Origin of the sequence: uncultured Holdemanella sp. (assembly GCF_958348295.1) — a bacterium.
In the GTDB taxonomy this organism is placed as follows: Bacteria; Bacillota_I; Bacilli_A; order Erysipelotrichales; family Erysipelotrichaceae; genus Holdemanella.
This window is the reverse complement of record NZ_CATVYQ010000051.1, coordinates 1-15,131: the sequence shown is the minus strand read 5'-3', so window position 1 is coordinate 15,131 and position 15,131 is coordinate 1. Positions and strand designations below refer to the sequence as shown.

Sequence of the window (15,131 nt, the reverse complement as noted above, 5' to 3'; positions counted from 1 at the left end):
TAATTAGTATAAAATATTATTATTTTTTGCTAATAGTGATATAATACCGTGCGGGGTGAATTGTTTGGTAAAAATTGTATGGGATTGGAACGGAACTTTGTTAGATGATGTTGATTTATGTTTTTCTTGTATCAACCGTCTTTTAGTCAGTCATGATTTGAAACCTTTGGATACTCTAAGTCAATATCGTGAAGTATTTACTTTTCCAATAGAAGATTATTACAAAAGGGTTGGCTTTAATTTTGATAAAATACCTTTTTCCATATTAGCTCACGAATATATGGAAGATTATCAAGAAAAAAGTTATGATTGTAATTTACATGCAGATGCATTGAATGTTGTAGAAAAGGCCAAGTGTTTAGGCTTTTCACAAACTGTACTTTCTGCAAGTAAGATGGATTATCTTCTAAGACAAATGCAAAATTTAAATGTAGATACTTTATTTGATTCAATTTATGGAATCAATGATATCTATGCGAAAAGTAAAGTGGAATTAGCCCATGCGTTTAAACAAACATGCAGCCTGGATGATGAAATTTATTTTGTAGGTGATAGCGTGCATGATTATGATGTCGCAAAGAGTATTGATGCTAAATGTATCTTGGTGACAACGGGTCATCAAAATCGTAAGACTTTAGAAAGTGTGAATGTACCGGTTATGGACAGTTTAATGGAAAGTTTGGATTTTATTTATGAAAGAGATTAAGATCAATCAAAATGATGCGAATCAAAGATTAGATAAGTTTTTAATGAAAACTTTTCCTAAACTAGGCAAGTCAATGATGTATAAGGCGATTCGAAATAAAAAAATAAAAGTGAATCGTAAGCGTTGTACTTTTGATCAGAAGATCCAGGAAAATGATAGTATTCTATTATTTTTACCTCCGGATGTTTTAGAAGAGAAAAAAGTGGAAACAAATTATATATCGTCAAAATTAGATGTTATTTATGAAGATGAAAATATCTTAATTGTGAATAAACCCTATGGCTTATTATCACAGAGTGATCAAAGTCAAAATCAAGATTGTCTAGTGAATCGTGTGCAAGCATATTTAATGGAGAAAAACGAATATGATCCAAATAAGGAACATTCTTTTGCGCCTAGTATTTGTCATAGATTAGATCGAAATACGACGGGTCTAGTGATTGCTGCAAAAAATGCGAATGCGTTAAGAAAAGTAAATGAGGCAATCGCAAATCGTACGATTCAAAAGATGTATCGAGCCTATGTTGTGGGTACTTTTGAACAAAAGGATTTTACTATGTGCTATTACATTCGCAAAGAAAATACCATTGCGAAGGTAAGTGATAAAAAATTAGAAGGCTATCAAAAAGCATTAATGGATGTACATGTTGAAAGAAATGATGGCGAGAATTCAATATGTACAATTACACTTCATACAGGAAGATTTCATCAAATTCGTGCCTTAATGGGGCATATAAAGCATCCTTTGGTGGGTGACGTCAAATATGGATATCATGGAAAGAAAAGGCCGATAGAATTGATGGCATATCGGTTGGAATTTCATGATGTAGATTTGCCACTTCAACAAACGGTGTTTGAAATTCCAAGAGCATAGTAGGAGGGTATGAATATGCAAGAATATCGATATTTATTAGATATTGCCTTAATTTTATTAATGACAAAAGCCTTTGGACTTTTTTCTCGTCGATTACGTATGCCATCTGTAGTAGGTGCATTGATTGCAGGAATCGTTTTAGGGCCTGCGGTATTAAATATAGTTGAGCCAAGTAAGTTAATTGAATCTTTATCGGAAATTGGTGTTATCGTCTTAATGTTTGCGGCTGGTCTTGAAACAAGCATTACAGATTTAAAGAAAGCAGGACTAAAAGCATTTATTATTGCGACACTTGGTGTGTTGGTTCCATTAGCTGTTGGATACGTGGTTGGTGGATTCTATAATGTTGGACCAGATGCATGGTTACACAACTTATTCTTAGGTGTTATTTTAACAGCTACAAGTGTTGGTATTACGGTAGAAACATTAAAAGAAATGGGATGTATGTCTACAGAAAGTGGAAATGCGATTCTAGCAGCAGCTGTTATTGATGATGTTTTAGGTATTATTTGTTTAACATTAGTAACAGGTATGGCTGATAGTTCAGTTAATATTGGTGTTGTTATGTTTAAAATCTTATTGTTCTTTGTGTTTGCCGTTGTTGTAGGTCTGATTTTACACAAAGTATTCTCATGGTGGTTTGAACATGATTCATGTGGTGGACTACAAAGATATTCAATCGTATCTTTTGCGTTCGCATTGATTATGGCCTTCTGTTCAGAAGCCTTCTTTGGTGTTGCAGATATCACTGGTAGTTTTGTGGCTGGTTTGATTCTTTCAGGTACAAGACAATGTGATTATGTCACAAAACGTATTTCAACATTATCTTATATGTTGATTACACCTGTATTCTTTGCGAGTATTGGATTAAAACTTTCTCCAATCACATGGAATGCCAAACTTATTGAGTTAGTTATTGTATTATGTGTGGTTGCCGTTTTGACAAAAATTGTTGGATGTGGTCTAGGTGCTATTGTATGTAAATATACACCTACACAAGCCATTCGTGTTGGATGTGGTATGATTAGTCGTGGTGAAGTTGCCTTGATTGTCGCAAATAAAGGTATGGCATTAGGTATTTTACCTGAAGTCTTTGTGACTCCAGTATTATTGTGTGTCGTTTTCACAACGGTTATTACACCAATCTTATTAAAAATCGTATATAAAAAGAAACCAAATGATGCAGATTTTGTACAAACTGCAAATTGTTAATAATAAATTCACATTGAGTCTTTATACTGAAAGTATGAAGACTCTTTTTTTTATGCTTATCATTACTTTTTTAATCAAACCATTTCAACTATCGACTGTTTATTTAGTTCTTTTCTTGTATTTTCTTGCCAAAAAAGACTATGAAACGATGTATATTGAAAAGTATTGGATTTTTCCATCGATACTTCTTTTATTCTTTTGTTCAAGTTATGTGCCAGTATTAAATCGAATCTGTACAAGTCTAGTTTTTCTTTTTGTCAGTGGAACAATTAAATTGATTAAATCAGATTGGATTGGCAGTGCTGATGTGTGTTATTTGACTTTTTTTGGATTATATTTAGGGATAGAAAGAATGCTTGTAGCTTTATATATTAGTATTTTACTTGGATTTCTTTGGATTTTATATAAAAAAAAGCATATCCTTCCATATGTGTCATGCTTATGCATCGGTGTGTGGATTGCCGTGTTGAAAGGATATACGATTTTTCATTTTCTAATAAATCTTTTTTCTTGAGGACAAGTAATATCTACATCATTAAATTGAATATGATGACTTTGAAGTAAAAGTCCTGTATCATCAGTTATTTTACCGCCATATAAAGAATCATTTAAAATGGGATGGTTTAAAGAAGCACATTGAACGCGAATCTGATGCTTTCTTCCAGTAAGAATCGTTACTTGAATTAATGAACAATCTTTATAATTTTTAATTGTGTTGAATATGGAAATACTTTCTTTTCCATTTGGATGAATGATCATCTTTTTGGCATTATGACGATCTCTGGCAATATTTGAAATAATCTTTTTATTTTTATAATTTGTATGGCCTTGTACTAAGGCAATATATTCTTTTTTAATATGGTGTTCTTCCATATTTTTGTCGCAATAGGCCTGAAAGAATGGGTGCTTACAAAATAAGACTAAACCACTTGTTTCATAATCAATTCGATGAATAGCTTGAGCAGGATATTTATTTCCGTTTAATTGTAAATATCCATTAATTCGAGCTTGTAGAGTATCTTGATTATTTCCGTCATCGTGTACTAATAAAAAGGGTGGTTTAAATGCTACTATTAGAAAGGTATCTTCATATAAAATATCAACGGGTTCATAATTGATTTCAACATCTTTTTTTGGGTAGTTAAAATATACCATTTTTTTCTCTTCATCTATTTTTAAATATTTTTTATGGGCTTTTGAAATACAAAAAGTCTCAAAGATTTCTTGAGAAGTTGTTGTATATTGCATGTAGTTTTCATTTATGTTTTTTATGAGCATATCAATAGAATATTTTAATGATGCGTGGCATAATGTCAATAGAAGAACAGGAGGAAATACTGTATGAAAATCTTTAAAAATTTAGAAACTGGTAGTGTCGTTGAAGGATTGATGATGGATGTTGTTCCTAGTGGGTATCGTGAATTAAAAGCTGGTGAAGTGGATGCAGCACAAGAAAAACATGTTCCACAAGTAAGTGTAGAAGATAATAAACTTAAAGTTGTAGTTGGAAGTGTTGAACATCCAATGTTAGAAGCACACTATATCACAAATATCTGGGTTGAATATAGTGATGGAACTGTGGATCGTGCAGGACTAGTACCAGGAATGAAACCAGAATATGTTTTCGATCCAAAAGGAAGAACAGGCAAGGTGATTGTGTATGAGTATTGTAACTTGCATGGTTTGTGGAAAAATGAAATAGAATTGTAACGGAAATGTAAAAATGATGACAGATTGTTGAAATAAACAATCTGTTTTTTTATAATAAAAGCATGTATAAAGAGAAATTAAGAGAATCATTTAAAATTTATGATGAAATCGTATTAAAGTGTTTTTGTGGTATTTTTATTGGTGCAATTGTTGCGCTTTGCGAAGTTGTTTTTGGCAAAGGTCTAGAATGGATCTTAAATTTTAGGGAACATATGGGATGTGTTATGTTAGTAGGGCTTCCTTTTGCAGGTTTGGCAATTGTATTCTTATTTGATCATTGGGGAAGAATCTCTAGAAAAGGCATGGGACTTGTCTTTGAGGTAGATCAAGGAAAGAGTGATTGGATTCCACTTCGTATGGCTCCGTTTATGGTTGTATCGACATGGATCACGCATTTTTTTGGGGGTAGCGCTGGTCGAGAAGGAGTTGCGATGCAGATAGGGGCAACGGTATCTCATTATTTTGGAAAGTACTTTCGTTTTAAAAATAGTGGTGTTATCTTCATGGTTGCAGGTATGGCGGCTGGTTTTGCTGGTTTATTTGGGACTCCAATTACGGCTATTTTCTTTGCTTTAGAAGTACTTGTTGCGGGAACCTTAAAATATCGAGCTATGTCATGTGCAATTCCGGCTAGTTTTACAGCAGCTTATGTTTCTAGTTTATTTGGATTACATAAGAGTACATTTAAAATTGGAAGTGTAAGTGATTTAGATGTCGAACTATCCATAAAACTATTAGTTTTAGGAATTTTATTTGGCTTGATTGGAGGATTATTTGCATTTTCTTTAAAGCATACAAAAGCTTTTGTGACAAATAAAATAAAGAATCCTTATAAACGTATTTTTATGATGGGTATTCTTGTGGCCGTTTTATTATTTGTGTTTGGTAAATGTCGTTATTCGGGTGTTGGTGAAAACTTGATTGTGGGATCTTTTACATTGGAAAAGATATATAGTTATGATTGGATCTTAAAATTTGTTTTAACAATTTTAACTTTATCAGCTGGTTTTCAAGGTGGAGAAGTTACACCATTATTTGCGATTGGATCAAGTCTAGGAGTTATAATTGCGCCTGTTTTTGGGTTAAACCCTTTATTTGTGGCAGCTTTAGGATATTGTAGCGTTTTTGGTGCTGCAACGAATACTTTTTTAGCACCGATTGCGATAGGCATGGAGGTGTTTGGATATCAATATTTTCCGTTCTTCTTTGTAGTATGTGCTATAGCTTATATAGTAAATCAAAATGAATCGATTTATGCTTTACAAAGACAAGTCAGAGAATGATTTGTCTTTTTTTATAGCGATTTGAAAACGCATACAAATTTCCTTAAATAAGTAGATTTTATTTGAAAAAGTGCTATACTTTATTTATATAAAGAGTATTATTAGGAGGATGATTATGAAACAGAATAATATGCTCGCCATGATTTTAGCGGGTGGCCGTGGTACACGTCTTTTAGAACTAACTAAAAAGAATGCGAAACCGGCTGTTTATTTCGGAGGAAAATATCGTATTATCGATTTCCCGCTAAGTAACTGTGCGAATTCAGATATCAACGTTGTAGGCGTTTTAACTCAGTATGAATCTGTAGAATTAAATGCGTATGCTGGCGCTGGACAAAGATGGGGACTTGATGCACGTGGAAGCGGAGTTTATGTTTTGCCGCCACGAGAAAAAGATGGAACAAAATTTGACGTTTATCAAGGAACGGCAGATGCCATTACTCAAAACATTGACTTTATTGACAAGTTTGATCCTGAATATGTATTGATTCTTTCAGGTGACCACATCTATAAAATGGATTATGCAGATATGTTGTCTTGTCATAAGGCAAATAATGCCGATTGTACAATTGCAGTACTTCCAGTTCCAATGAAAGAAGCAAGTCGTTTTGGTATTATGAATACAGATGAAGAAGGAAGAATTGTAGAATTTGAAGAAAAGCCAGAACATCCAAAGAGCAATTTAGCAAGTATGGGTATTTATATCTTTAACTGGAAACAATTGCGTAAAGAATTGATTTCAGATATGACAGCTGAAGGTAGTCACCATGACTTTGGTAAAGATATCATTCCTAACTTCTTAAACGCAAATAAACGTTTATATGCTTATAAATTTGAAGGATATTGGAAAGATGTTGGTACAATTGATTCATTGTGGGAAGCAAACATGGACTTGTTAAACAAAAATAATGAACTGAATTTGGATGATCCAAATTGGAAAATCTATACAGAAGATATTCCAACTTTACCTCACTATGTAGGACCAACTGGAAAAGTAGAACATTGCTACATCAACCAAGGTGCTGTAATTCGAGGACATGCAGTGGATTCCGTATTATTTAACAATGTTGACATTGATGAAGGTGCGTTTGTATCTCAAGCTGTATTAATGCCAAATGTAAAAGTTGGTAAGGATGCAAGAGTCTATCGTGCAATTGTTGCGGATGGTGTGAAGATTGATGATGGTGCTGTTGTGGGTAGTCCAGACAGTGAAGAAATCGTATTGATTTCAAAAAGAGTAAAGAAGGGTGAATAATTATGTGTAACGCTTTAGGAATAATTACTTACAATGATTCTTCTGTATATGTAGAAGGTATGCAAAAATATCGTCCAATTGCTGCATTCAGCTTTTTAGGACGTTATCGTTTAGTTGACTTTGCGATTTCAAATATGTCAAATTCAGGTATTGATGATATTCAAATTTATGTAAATGGTAATCCTCGCTCTTTAATTGATCATGTTGGTACAGGTCGTCACTATAATATCAACTCAAAACATGGACACTTATCGTTAGTGCCTGTATATACAGATGGTGGAACTTCACGTTTTACTACAGATATTTCATGTTATGCTGAAAATATTCATGCTGTTATGGAAAACCACAATGATTATGTTGTGATTGCTCCAGCTAATATGCTTTATAAAGGAAATTATGAAGAATTGTTGAAACAGCACATTGAAAGTGGTGCAGAAGTTTCTGTTTTATATCAACATGTTGATAACGCAAAAGAAAAATACATTGGATGTGATGTACTTCAAATGAATAAACAACGTGGTGTATTGAGCATTGATCAAAACTTAGGAAACTATAAGTCTAGATATTTATCTTTACAAACTTACATTATGTCAAAAGAAATCTTCAAAACGTTAGTTGAAGAGGCTCAAGAAACAAGTTCAATGTATTGGTTTAAAGATATTTTGAATGACAAATGTGTAGATATGGATATTCGTGGATTGAATTATCGTGGACACATTTATGTTATCAATGATTTAAAATCATATTATGAAAGTAATATGCAATTCTTAACAGAAGAAAAAATGAAAGATATCAATGATCCAGAATGGCCTGTGTATACTCGTACAAGTGATTCAGCTCCAGCTATTTATTTAAATGGTGGTACGGCAACAGGTTCATTGATTTCAAATGGTTGTGAAATCAGTGGTGTAGTTAAGAACTCAATTATTGGTCGTTCTTGTAAAATTGGAAAAAATGCATTAATTGAAAATTGTATTATTATGCCAGATGTAGAAATTGCGGATGGTGCACACTTGAAGAATGTGATTGTTGATAAACATTCAAGAATCGCAAAGAAAAAAGATTTAGCAGGTTTAGAAGAACAACCTTTGTATATTGGTAGAAGGGAGAATGTTTAATGGCATCAATTTTGATGGTTGCTGGGGAAGGATTACCATTCATTAAGACAGGTGGACTTGCCGATGTTATTGGATCTTTACCAAAGGCACTTACTGAAAGAGGACATGAAGTTAAGGTTGTAATGCCTTTATATAAGAAAATTAGTGATAAATACTATAATGAACTTCATTTTGACTGTGAATATTCAGTTTCAATCAATTATCATGAAGTACCAGTACGTGTATTCTCAAAAATGGTAGATAATGTTTGTTTCTTCTTCATTCAACATCAAGGATATTTTGAAAGAGATTCATTATACGGTTATCAAGATGATGGTGAACGTTTTGGATATTTCCAAAAAGCTGTTATTGAAATGTTGAATCAGTTGAACTACTGGCCGAACATTATTCATTGCCACGATTGGCATACAGGTATGATTCCTTGTATGGTAAAAGAAACGCATGATGCAGATCCTAGATATCGTGCTATTCGCTTTGTTTATACAATTCACAACATGGCATATCAAGGAAACTTTGGTCCTGAAATGTTAGATAGTTGCTTAGGCTTACCATACTATTTACTAGACAATGGTAATGTGCGTTTTGATGGTGGAATTTCATTTATGAAATCTGGTATCTTATATGCCGATAAAGTTACAACTGTATCACCAACTTATGCACAAGAGATTTTATCTCCTCAATATGGTGAACACTTAGAAGCTGTATTGAATATGCGGAAATATGATTTATGGGGAATTGTAAATGGTATTGATATCCAGCTATGGAATCCTAGTACAGATCCAGAAATTCCTTATCATTTTGATAAGGTGAATATTGCGGTCCAAAAGAAAAAAGCCAAAATGGCTCTTCAGGAAGAGCTTGGATTGGAAAAGAATCCAGATGTTATGATGGTTGGTGTCGTTTCGCGTTTAACTTGGCAAAAAGGATTCTATTTGTTGATGGAGCAATTAGATGCATTATGTGCAGCTCCAATTCAATTGGTTATTTTAGGTAGTGGAGAAAGCCAAATTGAAAATAAATTCCGTGAATTAGAAGATGGAAACAAAGGCAAAATTTGTTTCTATTACGGATATAACGAAAGTTTGGCACACCGTATTTATGCGGCAAGTGATTTATTCTTGATGCCTAGTCTATTTGAACCATGTGGTATTTCACAATTGTGTTCTATGCGTTATGGTACTTTACCTCTTGTTCGTGAAACAGGTGGTTTAAAAGATACAGTCGATGCATATAATGAATATGAAAAATCAGGAAATGGATTTAGTTTTGAGAACTACGATTCAAATGAATTGATCCACACATTGTATTATGCTTGTGATGTTTACTATAATCGCAAAGAAGATTGGGAAATGTTACAGCGCAATGCGTTAAACACAGATGTATCATGGCAACAAAGTGCTAAAACATATTCTTTGTTGTATGATGAATTAGTAGACTAATGAGAATTCTTGTTAGTGCATGTTTATTAGGATATGACTGTAAGTACAACGGAAAAAACAATTACAATTCGAAAATTGTTGAACTTTTAAAAGAACATGAAGTAATTCCTGTTTGTCCAGAAATGCTTGGAGGACTTACTTGTCCCCGTATTCCTTGTGAAAAAGTAGGGGATAAAGTTATGGATAAAGAGGGGAATGATTGTACAAAACAGTTTATCGAAGGGGCAGAAATAGCTCTAAATATAGCGAAAGAAAAACAAGTTGATTTTGCGATTTTGCAAAGAAGATCACCGAGTTGCGGGTATTCTCTAATTTATGATGGGACTTTTAAAGGGAATCTTATAGCTGGTAGTGGTGTCTTTGCACAAATGCTGCAAAGTTTAGATATTCCAATTATGGAAGCGGAATCAGAAAAATTCGTTTAGGTATTGTTTTCTTTGGCAAAATGTCATAAAATACATTTAGATTTGATTTAGGAGGATAATTATGAAACAAGTAACTGTAACTGTAGTAGATCCAGTAGGTCTTCACGCACGTCCAGCAACTGTAGCTGTTAACGCTGCTAGTAAATTCAAAAGCGAAATCAATGTAGCTTTCAAAGGACGTGAAGTAAACATGAAATCTATCATGGGAGTTATGTCTTTAGGAATTCCTACACAGTCAGAAATCACAATTAGCTGTTCAGGCGAAGATGAAGATGCTGCTGTAGCTGCAATCGAAGAAGTATTGCGTGCTCAAAAGATCATTGCTTAATTAAGAAAAGTCTCATAGTTTATGAGACCTTTTTTATTTCAATGCTAGAAAAGAAGGAGAATGAATAATGTCTATTGTTGAAGAAAGATATTCAAAATGGTTAAATCATAAGAATTTAGCCCCTCAATATAAACCTGTTTTAGAAGCTATGGATGCTGAAGAAAAAAATGATGCATTCTATACTACAATTGAATTCGGAACAGCAGGTATGCGTGGTCTTTTAGGTCCAGGAACAAATCGTATTAACATTCATACAATTCGTAAAGCTACTCAAGGATATGCAAACTACATTAACGAAAATAATGGTTGCGAAGCCGGTATTGCGATTGGGTATGACAATCGTCATATGTCAAAAGAATTTGCGTTTGACTGTGCTGATCTATTAGCAAAAAATAATATTAAATCGTATGTGTTTGAATCATTAAGACCAACACCAGAATTAAGTTTTGCCGTACGTCATTTAAAATGCTTTGGTGGTATTATGATCACAGCAAGTCATAATCCTAAAGAATATAATGGTTATAAATTGTATGATAGTAAAGGATGTCAATTGATTCCATGTTTAGCTAGTCAAGTTATTGAAAGAGTTAACGCGATTGAAGATGAATTAGCAATTGATGCAAATTGTACAGAAGAGCAAAAGAAATTAATTACAGTCATTGGTAAAGATGTCGATGAAGAATACTACAAGAATGTATTGAGTATTCAATTAAATCCTGAAGTTAAAAAAGATATCAAAATCGTATTCTCACCAGAGCATGGAACTGCAAATATCCCTGTTCAAGAAGTTTATAAACGTGCTGGATACACTTGCATTCCAGTGGTTGAACAATGTAGTCCCGATCCAGATTTTTCAAATACACCAACACCAAATCCTGAACAAGCTGGAGCATATGAATTATCATTGAAATACGCAAAAGAAAATCATGCTGATTTAATCTTAGTTTGTGATCCAGATGCTGACCGTATGGGTGTAGGAGTATTACATAATGGTGAATATGTGGTTTTAACAGGTAACCAGTCTGGTTCTGTTGAAATTGAATATATTTGTTCACAACTTCAAAAACAAGGTAAGATGCCTGAAAATCCTGTTATGTTCAATACAGTTGTTACAAGTGATTTAGGAGAAAAAGTAGCTTCTGATTATGGTGTTTCAACAGAAAAAACATTGACTGGATTTAAATTTATCGGTGAAAAAGTAGCTAAATACGAAAAAACACATGAAAAGAATTATGTATTTGGATATGAAGAAAGTTATGGCTCATTGATCAAACCTTTCGTTCGTGATAAAGATGCGCCTCAAGCTTGTTTAATGCTTGCAGAAGCTTGTGCGTACTATAAAGAACAAGGAAAAGATTTAGTTGATGTATTGGATAGTCTATATGATCGTCATGGTACATATGAAGAAAGTCAAGTGGCATTATCATTAGCTGGTGAAGCAGGTGCTAAGCGCATAAAAGAAATTCTAGCTACATTAAGAAAAGATGCTCCAACTGAAATTGGTGGAACTAAAGTTGTTCGTAGTGAAGACTATAAAGAATGCACAATCAAAGAAGGAGATACAGTTACTGAACTTACAGGATTCACTAAGTCCGATGTATTAAAATACTATCTAGAAGATGGAAGTTGGATTGCGGTACGTCCTAGTGGAACAGAACCAAAATGTAAATTCTATTATTGCATCAAGGGAGCTTCAAAAGAGGATGCTCACAACAAAACAGTTCATTTCCAAAAGGCAATGGATGATTTGATTGCTGAATAGCATGAAAGGATGTCTAAAGACATCCTTTTAATTTTGTAAAAAAAGATTTAGACTTATTTGTCTAAATCTTTAAGAAATTGTTCTAGTCGGACTACAGCTTCTTTAATGTGGTCAATACTATACGCATAAGAGATACGGACATATCCTTCTCCGCTATTTCCAAAAGCGTTTCCAGGTACACAGGCAACTTTTTGTTCTTGTAGTAATCTTTCACAGAATGTTTCTGAATCAAGGCCTGTCGATTGAATGTTACAAAATACATAGAATGTGCCGTGTGGCATATTTGTCTTTAGGCCCATTCGGTTTAATCGATTGACTAAGAAGTTTCTTCTTTTTAGGTAATCTTCTTTCATCATCAATACATCGTCATACCCGTTTTTTATAGCTTCAAGACCTGCATATTGGGACATAACAGGAGCTGACATAATCACATACTGGTGAATCTTATTCATGACAGAAGAAAGCTCTTTATTGGCCATACAATATCCAAGTCGCCATCCTGTCATTGCGTAGGCTTTTGAAAAACCATTAACGACAATGATTTGAGATTTAATTTCATCAAATTGTGCTAAAGAAGCGAATGGCTGATCAAAGCTAAGCTCTGCATAGATTTCATCACTGACGACATAAATGCCAGATTCTTTGATGATATCAACAATTTTGGCATAATCTTCTTTGGTCATGACACCACCAGTAGGGTTGCTAGGGTAGTTAATAATCATAGCTTTTGTCTTTGGCGTAATGACTTTCTTTAAATCTTCTGGAATGATTTTAAAGTCGTTTTCTTCTTTTAATTGTAAAGGGACAACAATACCATCACTTAAAGTAACGCTAGGTGCGTAGGCAACATAGTTAGGATCTAATACAATGACTTCATCGCCTGGATTTAATAAAGCACGCATACTAAGATCTATGGCTTCGCTACCACCAATTGTAACAATCACTTCATTTTCAGGATCATATATTTGATTATAGTGTTCTTTATGAAATTTACAGATTTCTTCACGAAGTTCAATTAAGCCACGATTTGCGGTATAGTGTGTATGTCCTGTGCTCATATAATGAATCGCATTTTCACAGATATGCCATGGTGTCGCAAAATCAGGTTCGCCAACACCTAAAGAGATAACGCCTTCCATGGTGCTTGCTAAATCAAAAAATCTTCGGATGCCACTAGGTTTAATGGATGTTGCTTTTGTAGATAAACATTTCATTATGGAGTCACAACCAATCTTGATTCTTTGTCTTCGGGCTTGTCAATCATGACAATACCGCTTTGTTTATATTGTTTTAAAACAAATAAAGTTTTAGTAGATCGTACATCTTCAACACAAGCAATTTTATCAGATACAAAACGGGCAACCTCAAACATTGTCTTACCTTGTACTAAACATAAGAAATCGCAATCCCCACTTAATAGATACATAGTATCCACTTCAGGATAATTGGCAATCAATGCCGCTGTTTTATCATATCCTCTATTTCTTGTAGGCGTACAACTTACTTCAATATATGCTAAAACTTTTTGATCTTTTAACGCTTTATTGTAGTTGATAATAGTGTGATAACCACAAATAATTTTGTCTTTTTCTAAAGATTGTATTTCGGATTTAATGCCTGCTTCATCTTCGTTTAAAATGTCAGCCAAATCTTGTGATGTCAGACGAGCATTGTTTTCTAATAAATCTAGGATTAAACTTTGGTTCATTTTCATTCCTCCTTTTGAATTATAATATCACAATTAAGGTTATGTAAAAAGTATGAAAAAGCTTGAGAATGAACTGTAAATAGTCTAAAATATAAATGGTTGTTAGTTGTTAAAAGTTTTACTTGTTAGAGAATTGACAAATTAACGGTAGGCTTTTATAATAACAATGGTATTTAAAGGAGGATTTACTGACATGACAGTAAAAGTTGCGATTAACGGTTTTGGACGTATCGGACGTTTGGCATTCCGTCAAATGTTTGGTGCTGAAGGCTACGAAGTAGTAGCTATCAATGACTTGACTAGCCCTAAGATGTTAGCTCACTTGTTGAAATATGATTCAACTCAAGGAACTTACGCTAAGGCTGACACAGTTGTTGCTGGTGAAAACTCAATTACAGTAGATGGAAAAGAAATCACTATCTACGCAGAAGCTGATGCTTCTAAATTACCTTGGGGTGAATTAGGAGTTGACGTAGTATTAGAATGTACAGGATTCTATACTTCAAAAGCTAAAGCAGAAGCACACATTAAAGCAGGTGCTCGTAAAGTTGTTATCTCTGCTCCAGCAGGAAATGACTTACCAACAATCGTTTACAATGTAAACCACGAAACATTAAAACCAGAAGATACAGTAATTTCTGCAGCTTCTTGTACAACAAACTGTTTAGCTCCAATGGCTAACGCTTTGAACAAATTAGCTCCAATTAAATCAGGTATCATGACTACAGTTCACGCTTACACTGGTGACCAAATGACATTAGACGGACCTCAACGTAAAGGTGATTTACGTCGTAGCCGTGCTGCTGCAGTTAACATTGTTCCTAACTCAACAGGTGCTGCAAAAGCTATCGGATTGGTTATTCCTGAATTAAACGGAAAATTAATCGGATCTGCTCAACGTGTTCCAACTCCTACAGGATCAACTACTATTTTAGTAGCTGTTGTTGACGGAGAAGTTACAGTTGACCAAATCAACGCTGCTATGAAAGCTGCTACAACTGAATCATTCGGATATACTGAAGAACAATTAGTATCTAGTGATATCGTTGGTATGCGTTACGGATCATTGTTCGATGCTACTCAAACAATGGCTCACTCATTAGGTGACGGAACTACTCACGTACAAGTTGTTTCTTGGTACGACAACGAAAACTCTTACACTAGCCAAATGGTTCGTACAATTAAGTATTTTTCAGAATTAGCTTAATTATCGTAAGACTTTTAAGGAATCCAATCGGATTCCTTTTTTTTATATATTAAGACACATTTAATAAATTAGGATATAAAGCTAAAATCAACACTCATACAACG

The 15,131-nt window shown here is 33.8% G+C and carries 16 protein-coding genes; 13 read left to right on the top strand and 3 right to left on the bottom strand.

Annotated elements, in window-relative coordinates; translation table 11 throughout:
* Positions 1-64: 64 nt before the first annotated feature.
* The 4 genes from Q3907_RS09065 to Q3907_RS09050 are packed head-to-tail and all read left to right on the top strand — an operon-like array spanning position 65 to position 3,306.
* On the top strand, positions 65-706 hold the full coding sequence (locus Q3907_RS09065) for an HAD family hydrolase (RefSeq protein ID WP_301898041.1): 642 nt from the start codon (positions 65-67) through the stop codon (positions 704-706).
* Complete coding sequence (locus Q3907_RS09060) at positions 693-1,580, top strand: RluA family pseudouridine synthase (RefSeq protein WP_301898040.1); 888 nt, start codon at positions 693-695, stop codon at positions 1,578-1,580. Before Q3907_RS09065 ends, Q3907_RS09060 begins: the two co-directional genes overlap by 14 nt.
* 15 nt (positions 1,581-1,595) lie before the next feature.
* Positions 1,596-2,792: a cation:proton antiporter gene (locus Q3907_RS09055; protein ID WP_295644100.1), complete on the top strand. Its 1,197-nt coding sequence runs from the start codon at positions 1,596-1,598 to the stop codon at positions 2,790-2,792.
* A gap of 34 nt (positions 2,793-2,826) precedes the next feature.
* Positions 2,827-3,306 carry a prepilin peptidase gene (locus Q3907_RS09050; protein ID WP_301898039.1) on the top strand — a complete coding sequence of 160 codons (480 nt, stop codon included), beginning with the start codon at positions 2,827-2,829 and terminating at the stop codon, positions 3,304-3,306.
* On the opposite strand, the gene Q3907_RS09045 is transcribed toward Q3907_RS09050, so the two are convergent.
* Positions 3,279-4,070 (bottom strand): RluA family pseudouridine synthase, encoded by a 792-nt coding sequence (locus Q3907_RS09045; protein ID WP_295644098.1) that lies wholly within the window; start codon positions 4,068-4,070, stop codon positions 3,279-3,281. The two genes, Q3907_RS09050 and Q3907_RS09045, sit on opposite strands and share 28 nt — an antisense overlap.
* A gap of 63 nt (positions 4,071-4,133) precedes the next feature.
* Between Q3907_RS09045 and Q3907_RS09040 the strand changes: the two genes are divergently transcribed.
* The 8 genes from Q3907_RS09040 to Q3907_RS09005 all read left to right on the top strand — a co-directional run bounded on the left by Q3907_RS09040 (position 4,134) and on the right by Q3907_RS09005 (position 12,112).
* Positions 4,134-4,502 carry a desulfoferrodoxin family protein gene (locus Q3907_RS09040; protein ID WP_295644096.1) on the top strand — a complete coding sequence of 123 codons (369 nt, stop codon included), beginning with the start codon at positions 4,134-4,136 and terminating at the stop codon, positions 4,500-4,502.
* A 62-nt stretch (positions 4,503-4,564) separates the two neighbouring features.
* A complete protein-coding gene (locus tag Q3907_RS09035; RefSeq protein WP_301898038.1) occupies positions 4,565-5,785 on the top strand; it encodes a chloride channel protein in 1,221 nt (406 codons plus the stop codon).
* Positions 5,786-5,900: 115 nt separating this feature from the next.
* Complete coding sequence (locus Q3907_RS09030; protein WP_301898037.1) at positions 5,901-7,040, top strand: glucose-1-phosphate adenylyltransferase; 1,140 nt, start codon at positions 5,901-5,903, stop codon at positions 7,038-7,040.
* Positions 7,041-7,042: 2 nt separating this feature from the next.
* A complete protein-coding gene (gene glgD / locus Q3907_RS09025) occupies positions 7,043-8,158 on the top strand; it encodes a glucose-1-phosphate adenylyltransferase subunit GlgD (RefSeq protein ID WP_295562414.1) in 1,116 nt (371 codons plus the stop codon).
* Positions 8,158-9,597, top strand: a complete 1,440-nt coding sequence (glgA, locus tag Q3907_RS09020) for a glycogen synthase GlgA (protein WP_295644087.1) — start codon at positions 8,158-8,160, stop codon at positions 9,595-9,597. Before glgD ends, glgA begins: the two co-directional genes overlap by 1 nt.
* Positions 9,597-10,022: a DUF523 domain-containing protein gene (locus tag Q3907_RS09015; RefSeq protein WP_295644084.1), complete on the top strand. Its 426-nt coding sequence runs from the start codon at positions 9,597-9,599 to the stop codon at positions 10,020-10,022. The genes glgA and Q3907_RS09015 overlap by 1 nt, the downstream gene beginning before the upstream one ends.
* Positions 10,023-10,083: 61 nt before the next feature.
* Positions 10,084-10,350 carry a phosphocarrier protein HPr gene (locus Q3907_RS09010; RefSeq protein WP_003866017.1) on the top strand — a complete coding sequence of 89 codons (267 nt, stop codon included), beginning with the start codon at positions 10,084-10,086 and terminating at the stop codon, positions 10,348-10,350.
* Positions 10,351-10,423: 73 nt separating this feature from the next.
* Positions 10,424-12,112, top strand: a complete 1,689-nt coding sequence (locus Q3907_RS09005) for a phospho-sugar mutase (protein WP_301898042.1) — start codon at positions 10,424-10,426, stop codon at positions 12,110-12,112.
* Positions 12,113-12,165: 53 nt separating this feature from the next.
* On the opposite strand, the gene Q3907_RS09000 is transcribed toward Q3907_RS09005, so the two are convergent.
* A complete protein-coding gene (locus tag Q3907_RS09000) occupies positions 12,166-13,326 on the bottom strand; it encodes a pyridoxal phosphate-dependent aminotransferase (RefSeq protein WP_301898036.1) in 1,161 nt (386 codons plus the stop codon).
* Positions 13,326-13,820, bottom strand: coding sequence for an Lrp/AsnC family transcriptional regulator (locus Q3907_RS08995; protein ID WP_295644078.1), 495 nt, complete (start codon positions 13,818-13,820; stop codon positions 13,326-13,328). The genes Q3907_RS09000 and Q3907_RS08995 overlap by 1 nt, the downstream gene beginning before the upstream one ends.
* A 193-nt stretch (positions 13,821-14,013) precedes the next feature.
* Between Q3907_RS08995 and gap the strand changes: the two genes are divergently transcribed.
* The gene (gene gap / locus Q3907_RS08990) at positions 14,014-15,027 is read left to right on the top strand and encodes a type I glyceraldehyde-3-phosphate dehydrogenase (RefSeq protein ID WP_040466502.1); all 1,014 of its coding nucleotides are present in this window, start codon (positions 14,014-14,016) and stop codon (positions 15,025-15,027) included.
* Positions 15,028-15,131 lie beyond the last annotated feature (104 nt).

What these genes read in the sequence shown, in the direction of transcription:
- Q3907_RS09060 (WP_301898040.1), top strand. Translation starts at nt 693, where the DNA reads ATGAAAGAGATTAAGATCAATCAAAATGATGCGAATCAAAGATTAGAT.
- Q3907_RS09055 (WP_295644100.1), top strand. Translation starts at nt 1,596, where the DNA reads ATGCAAGAATATCGATATTTATTAGATATTGCCTTAATTTTATTAATG.
- Q3907_RS09050 (WP_301898039.1), top strand. Translation starts at nt 2,827, where the DNA reads ATGAAGACTCTTTTTTTTATGCTTATCATTACTTTTTTAATCAAACCA.
- Q3907_RS09045 (WP_295644098.1), bottom strand. Translation starts at nt 4,070, where the DNA reads ATGCTCATAAAAAACATAAATGAAAACTACATGCAATATACAACAACT.
- Q3907_RS09040 (WP_295644096.1), top strand. Translation starts at nt 4,134, where the DNA reads ATGAAAATCTTTAAAAATTTAGAAACTGGTAGTGTCGTTGAAGGATTG.
- Q3907_RS09035 (WP_301898038.1), top strand. Translation starts at nt 4,565, where the DNA reads ATGTATAAAGAGAAATTAAGAGAATCATTTAAAATTTATGATGAAATC.
- Q3907_RS09030 (WP_301898037.1), top strand. Translation starts at nt 5,901, where the DNA reads ATGAAACAGAATAATATGCTCGCCATGATTTTAGCGGGTGGCCGTGGT.
- glgD (WP_295562414.1), top strand. Translation starts at nt 7,043, where the DNA reads ATGTGTAACGCTTTAGGAATAATTACTTACAATGATTCTTCTGTATAT.
- glgA (WP_295644087.1), top strand. Translation starts at nt 8,158, where the DNA reads ATGGCATCAATTTTGATGGTTGCTGGGGAAGGATTACCATTCATTAAG.
- Q3907_RS09015 (WP_295644084.1), top strand. Translation starts at nt 9,597, where the DNA reads ATGAGAATTCTTGTTAGTGCATGTTTATTAGGATATGACTGTAAGTAC.
- Q3907_RS09010 (WP_003866017.1), top strand. Translation starts at nt 10,084, where the DNA reads ATGAAACAAGTAACTGTAACTGTAGTAGATCCAGTAGGTCTTCACGCA.
- Q3907_RS09000 (WP_301898036.1), bottom strand. Translation starts at nt 13,326, where the DNA reads ATGAAATGTTTATCTACAAAAGCAACATCCATTAAACCTAGTGGCATC.
- Q3907_RS08995 (WP_295644078.1), bottom strand. Translation starts at nt 13,820, where the DNA reads ATGAACCAAAGTTTAATCCTAGATTTATTAGAAAACAATGCTCGTCTG.
- gap (WP_040466502.1), top strand. Translation starts at nt 14,014, where the DNA reads ATGACAGTAAAAGTTGCGATTAACGGTTTTGGACGTATCGGACGTTTG.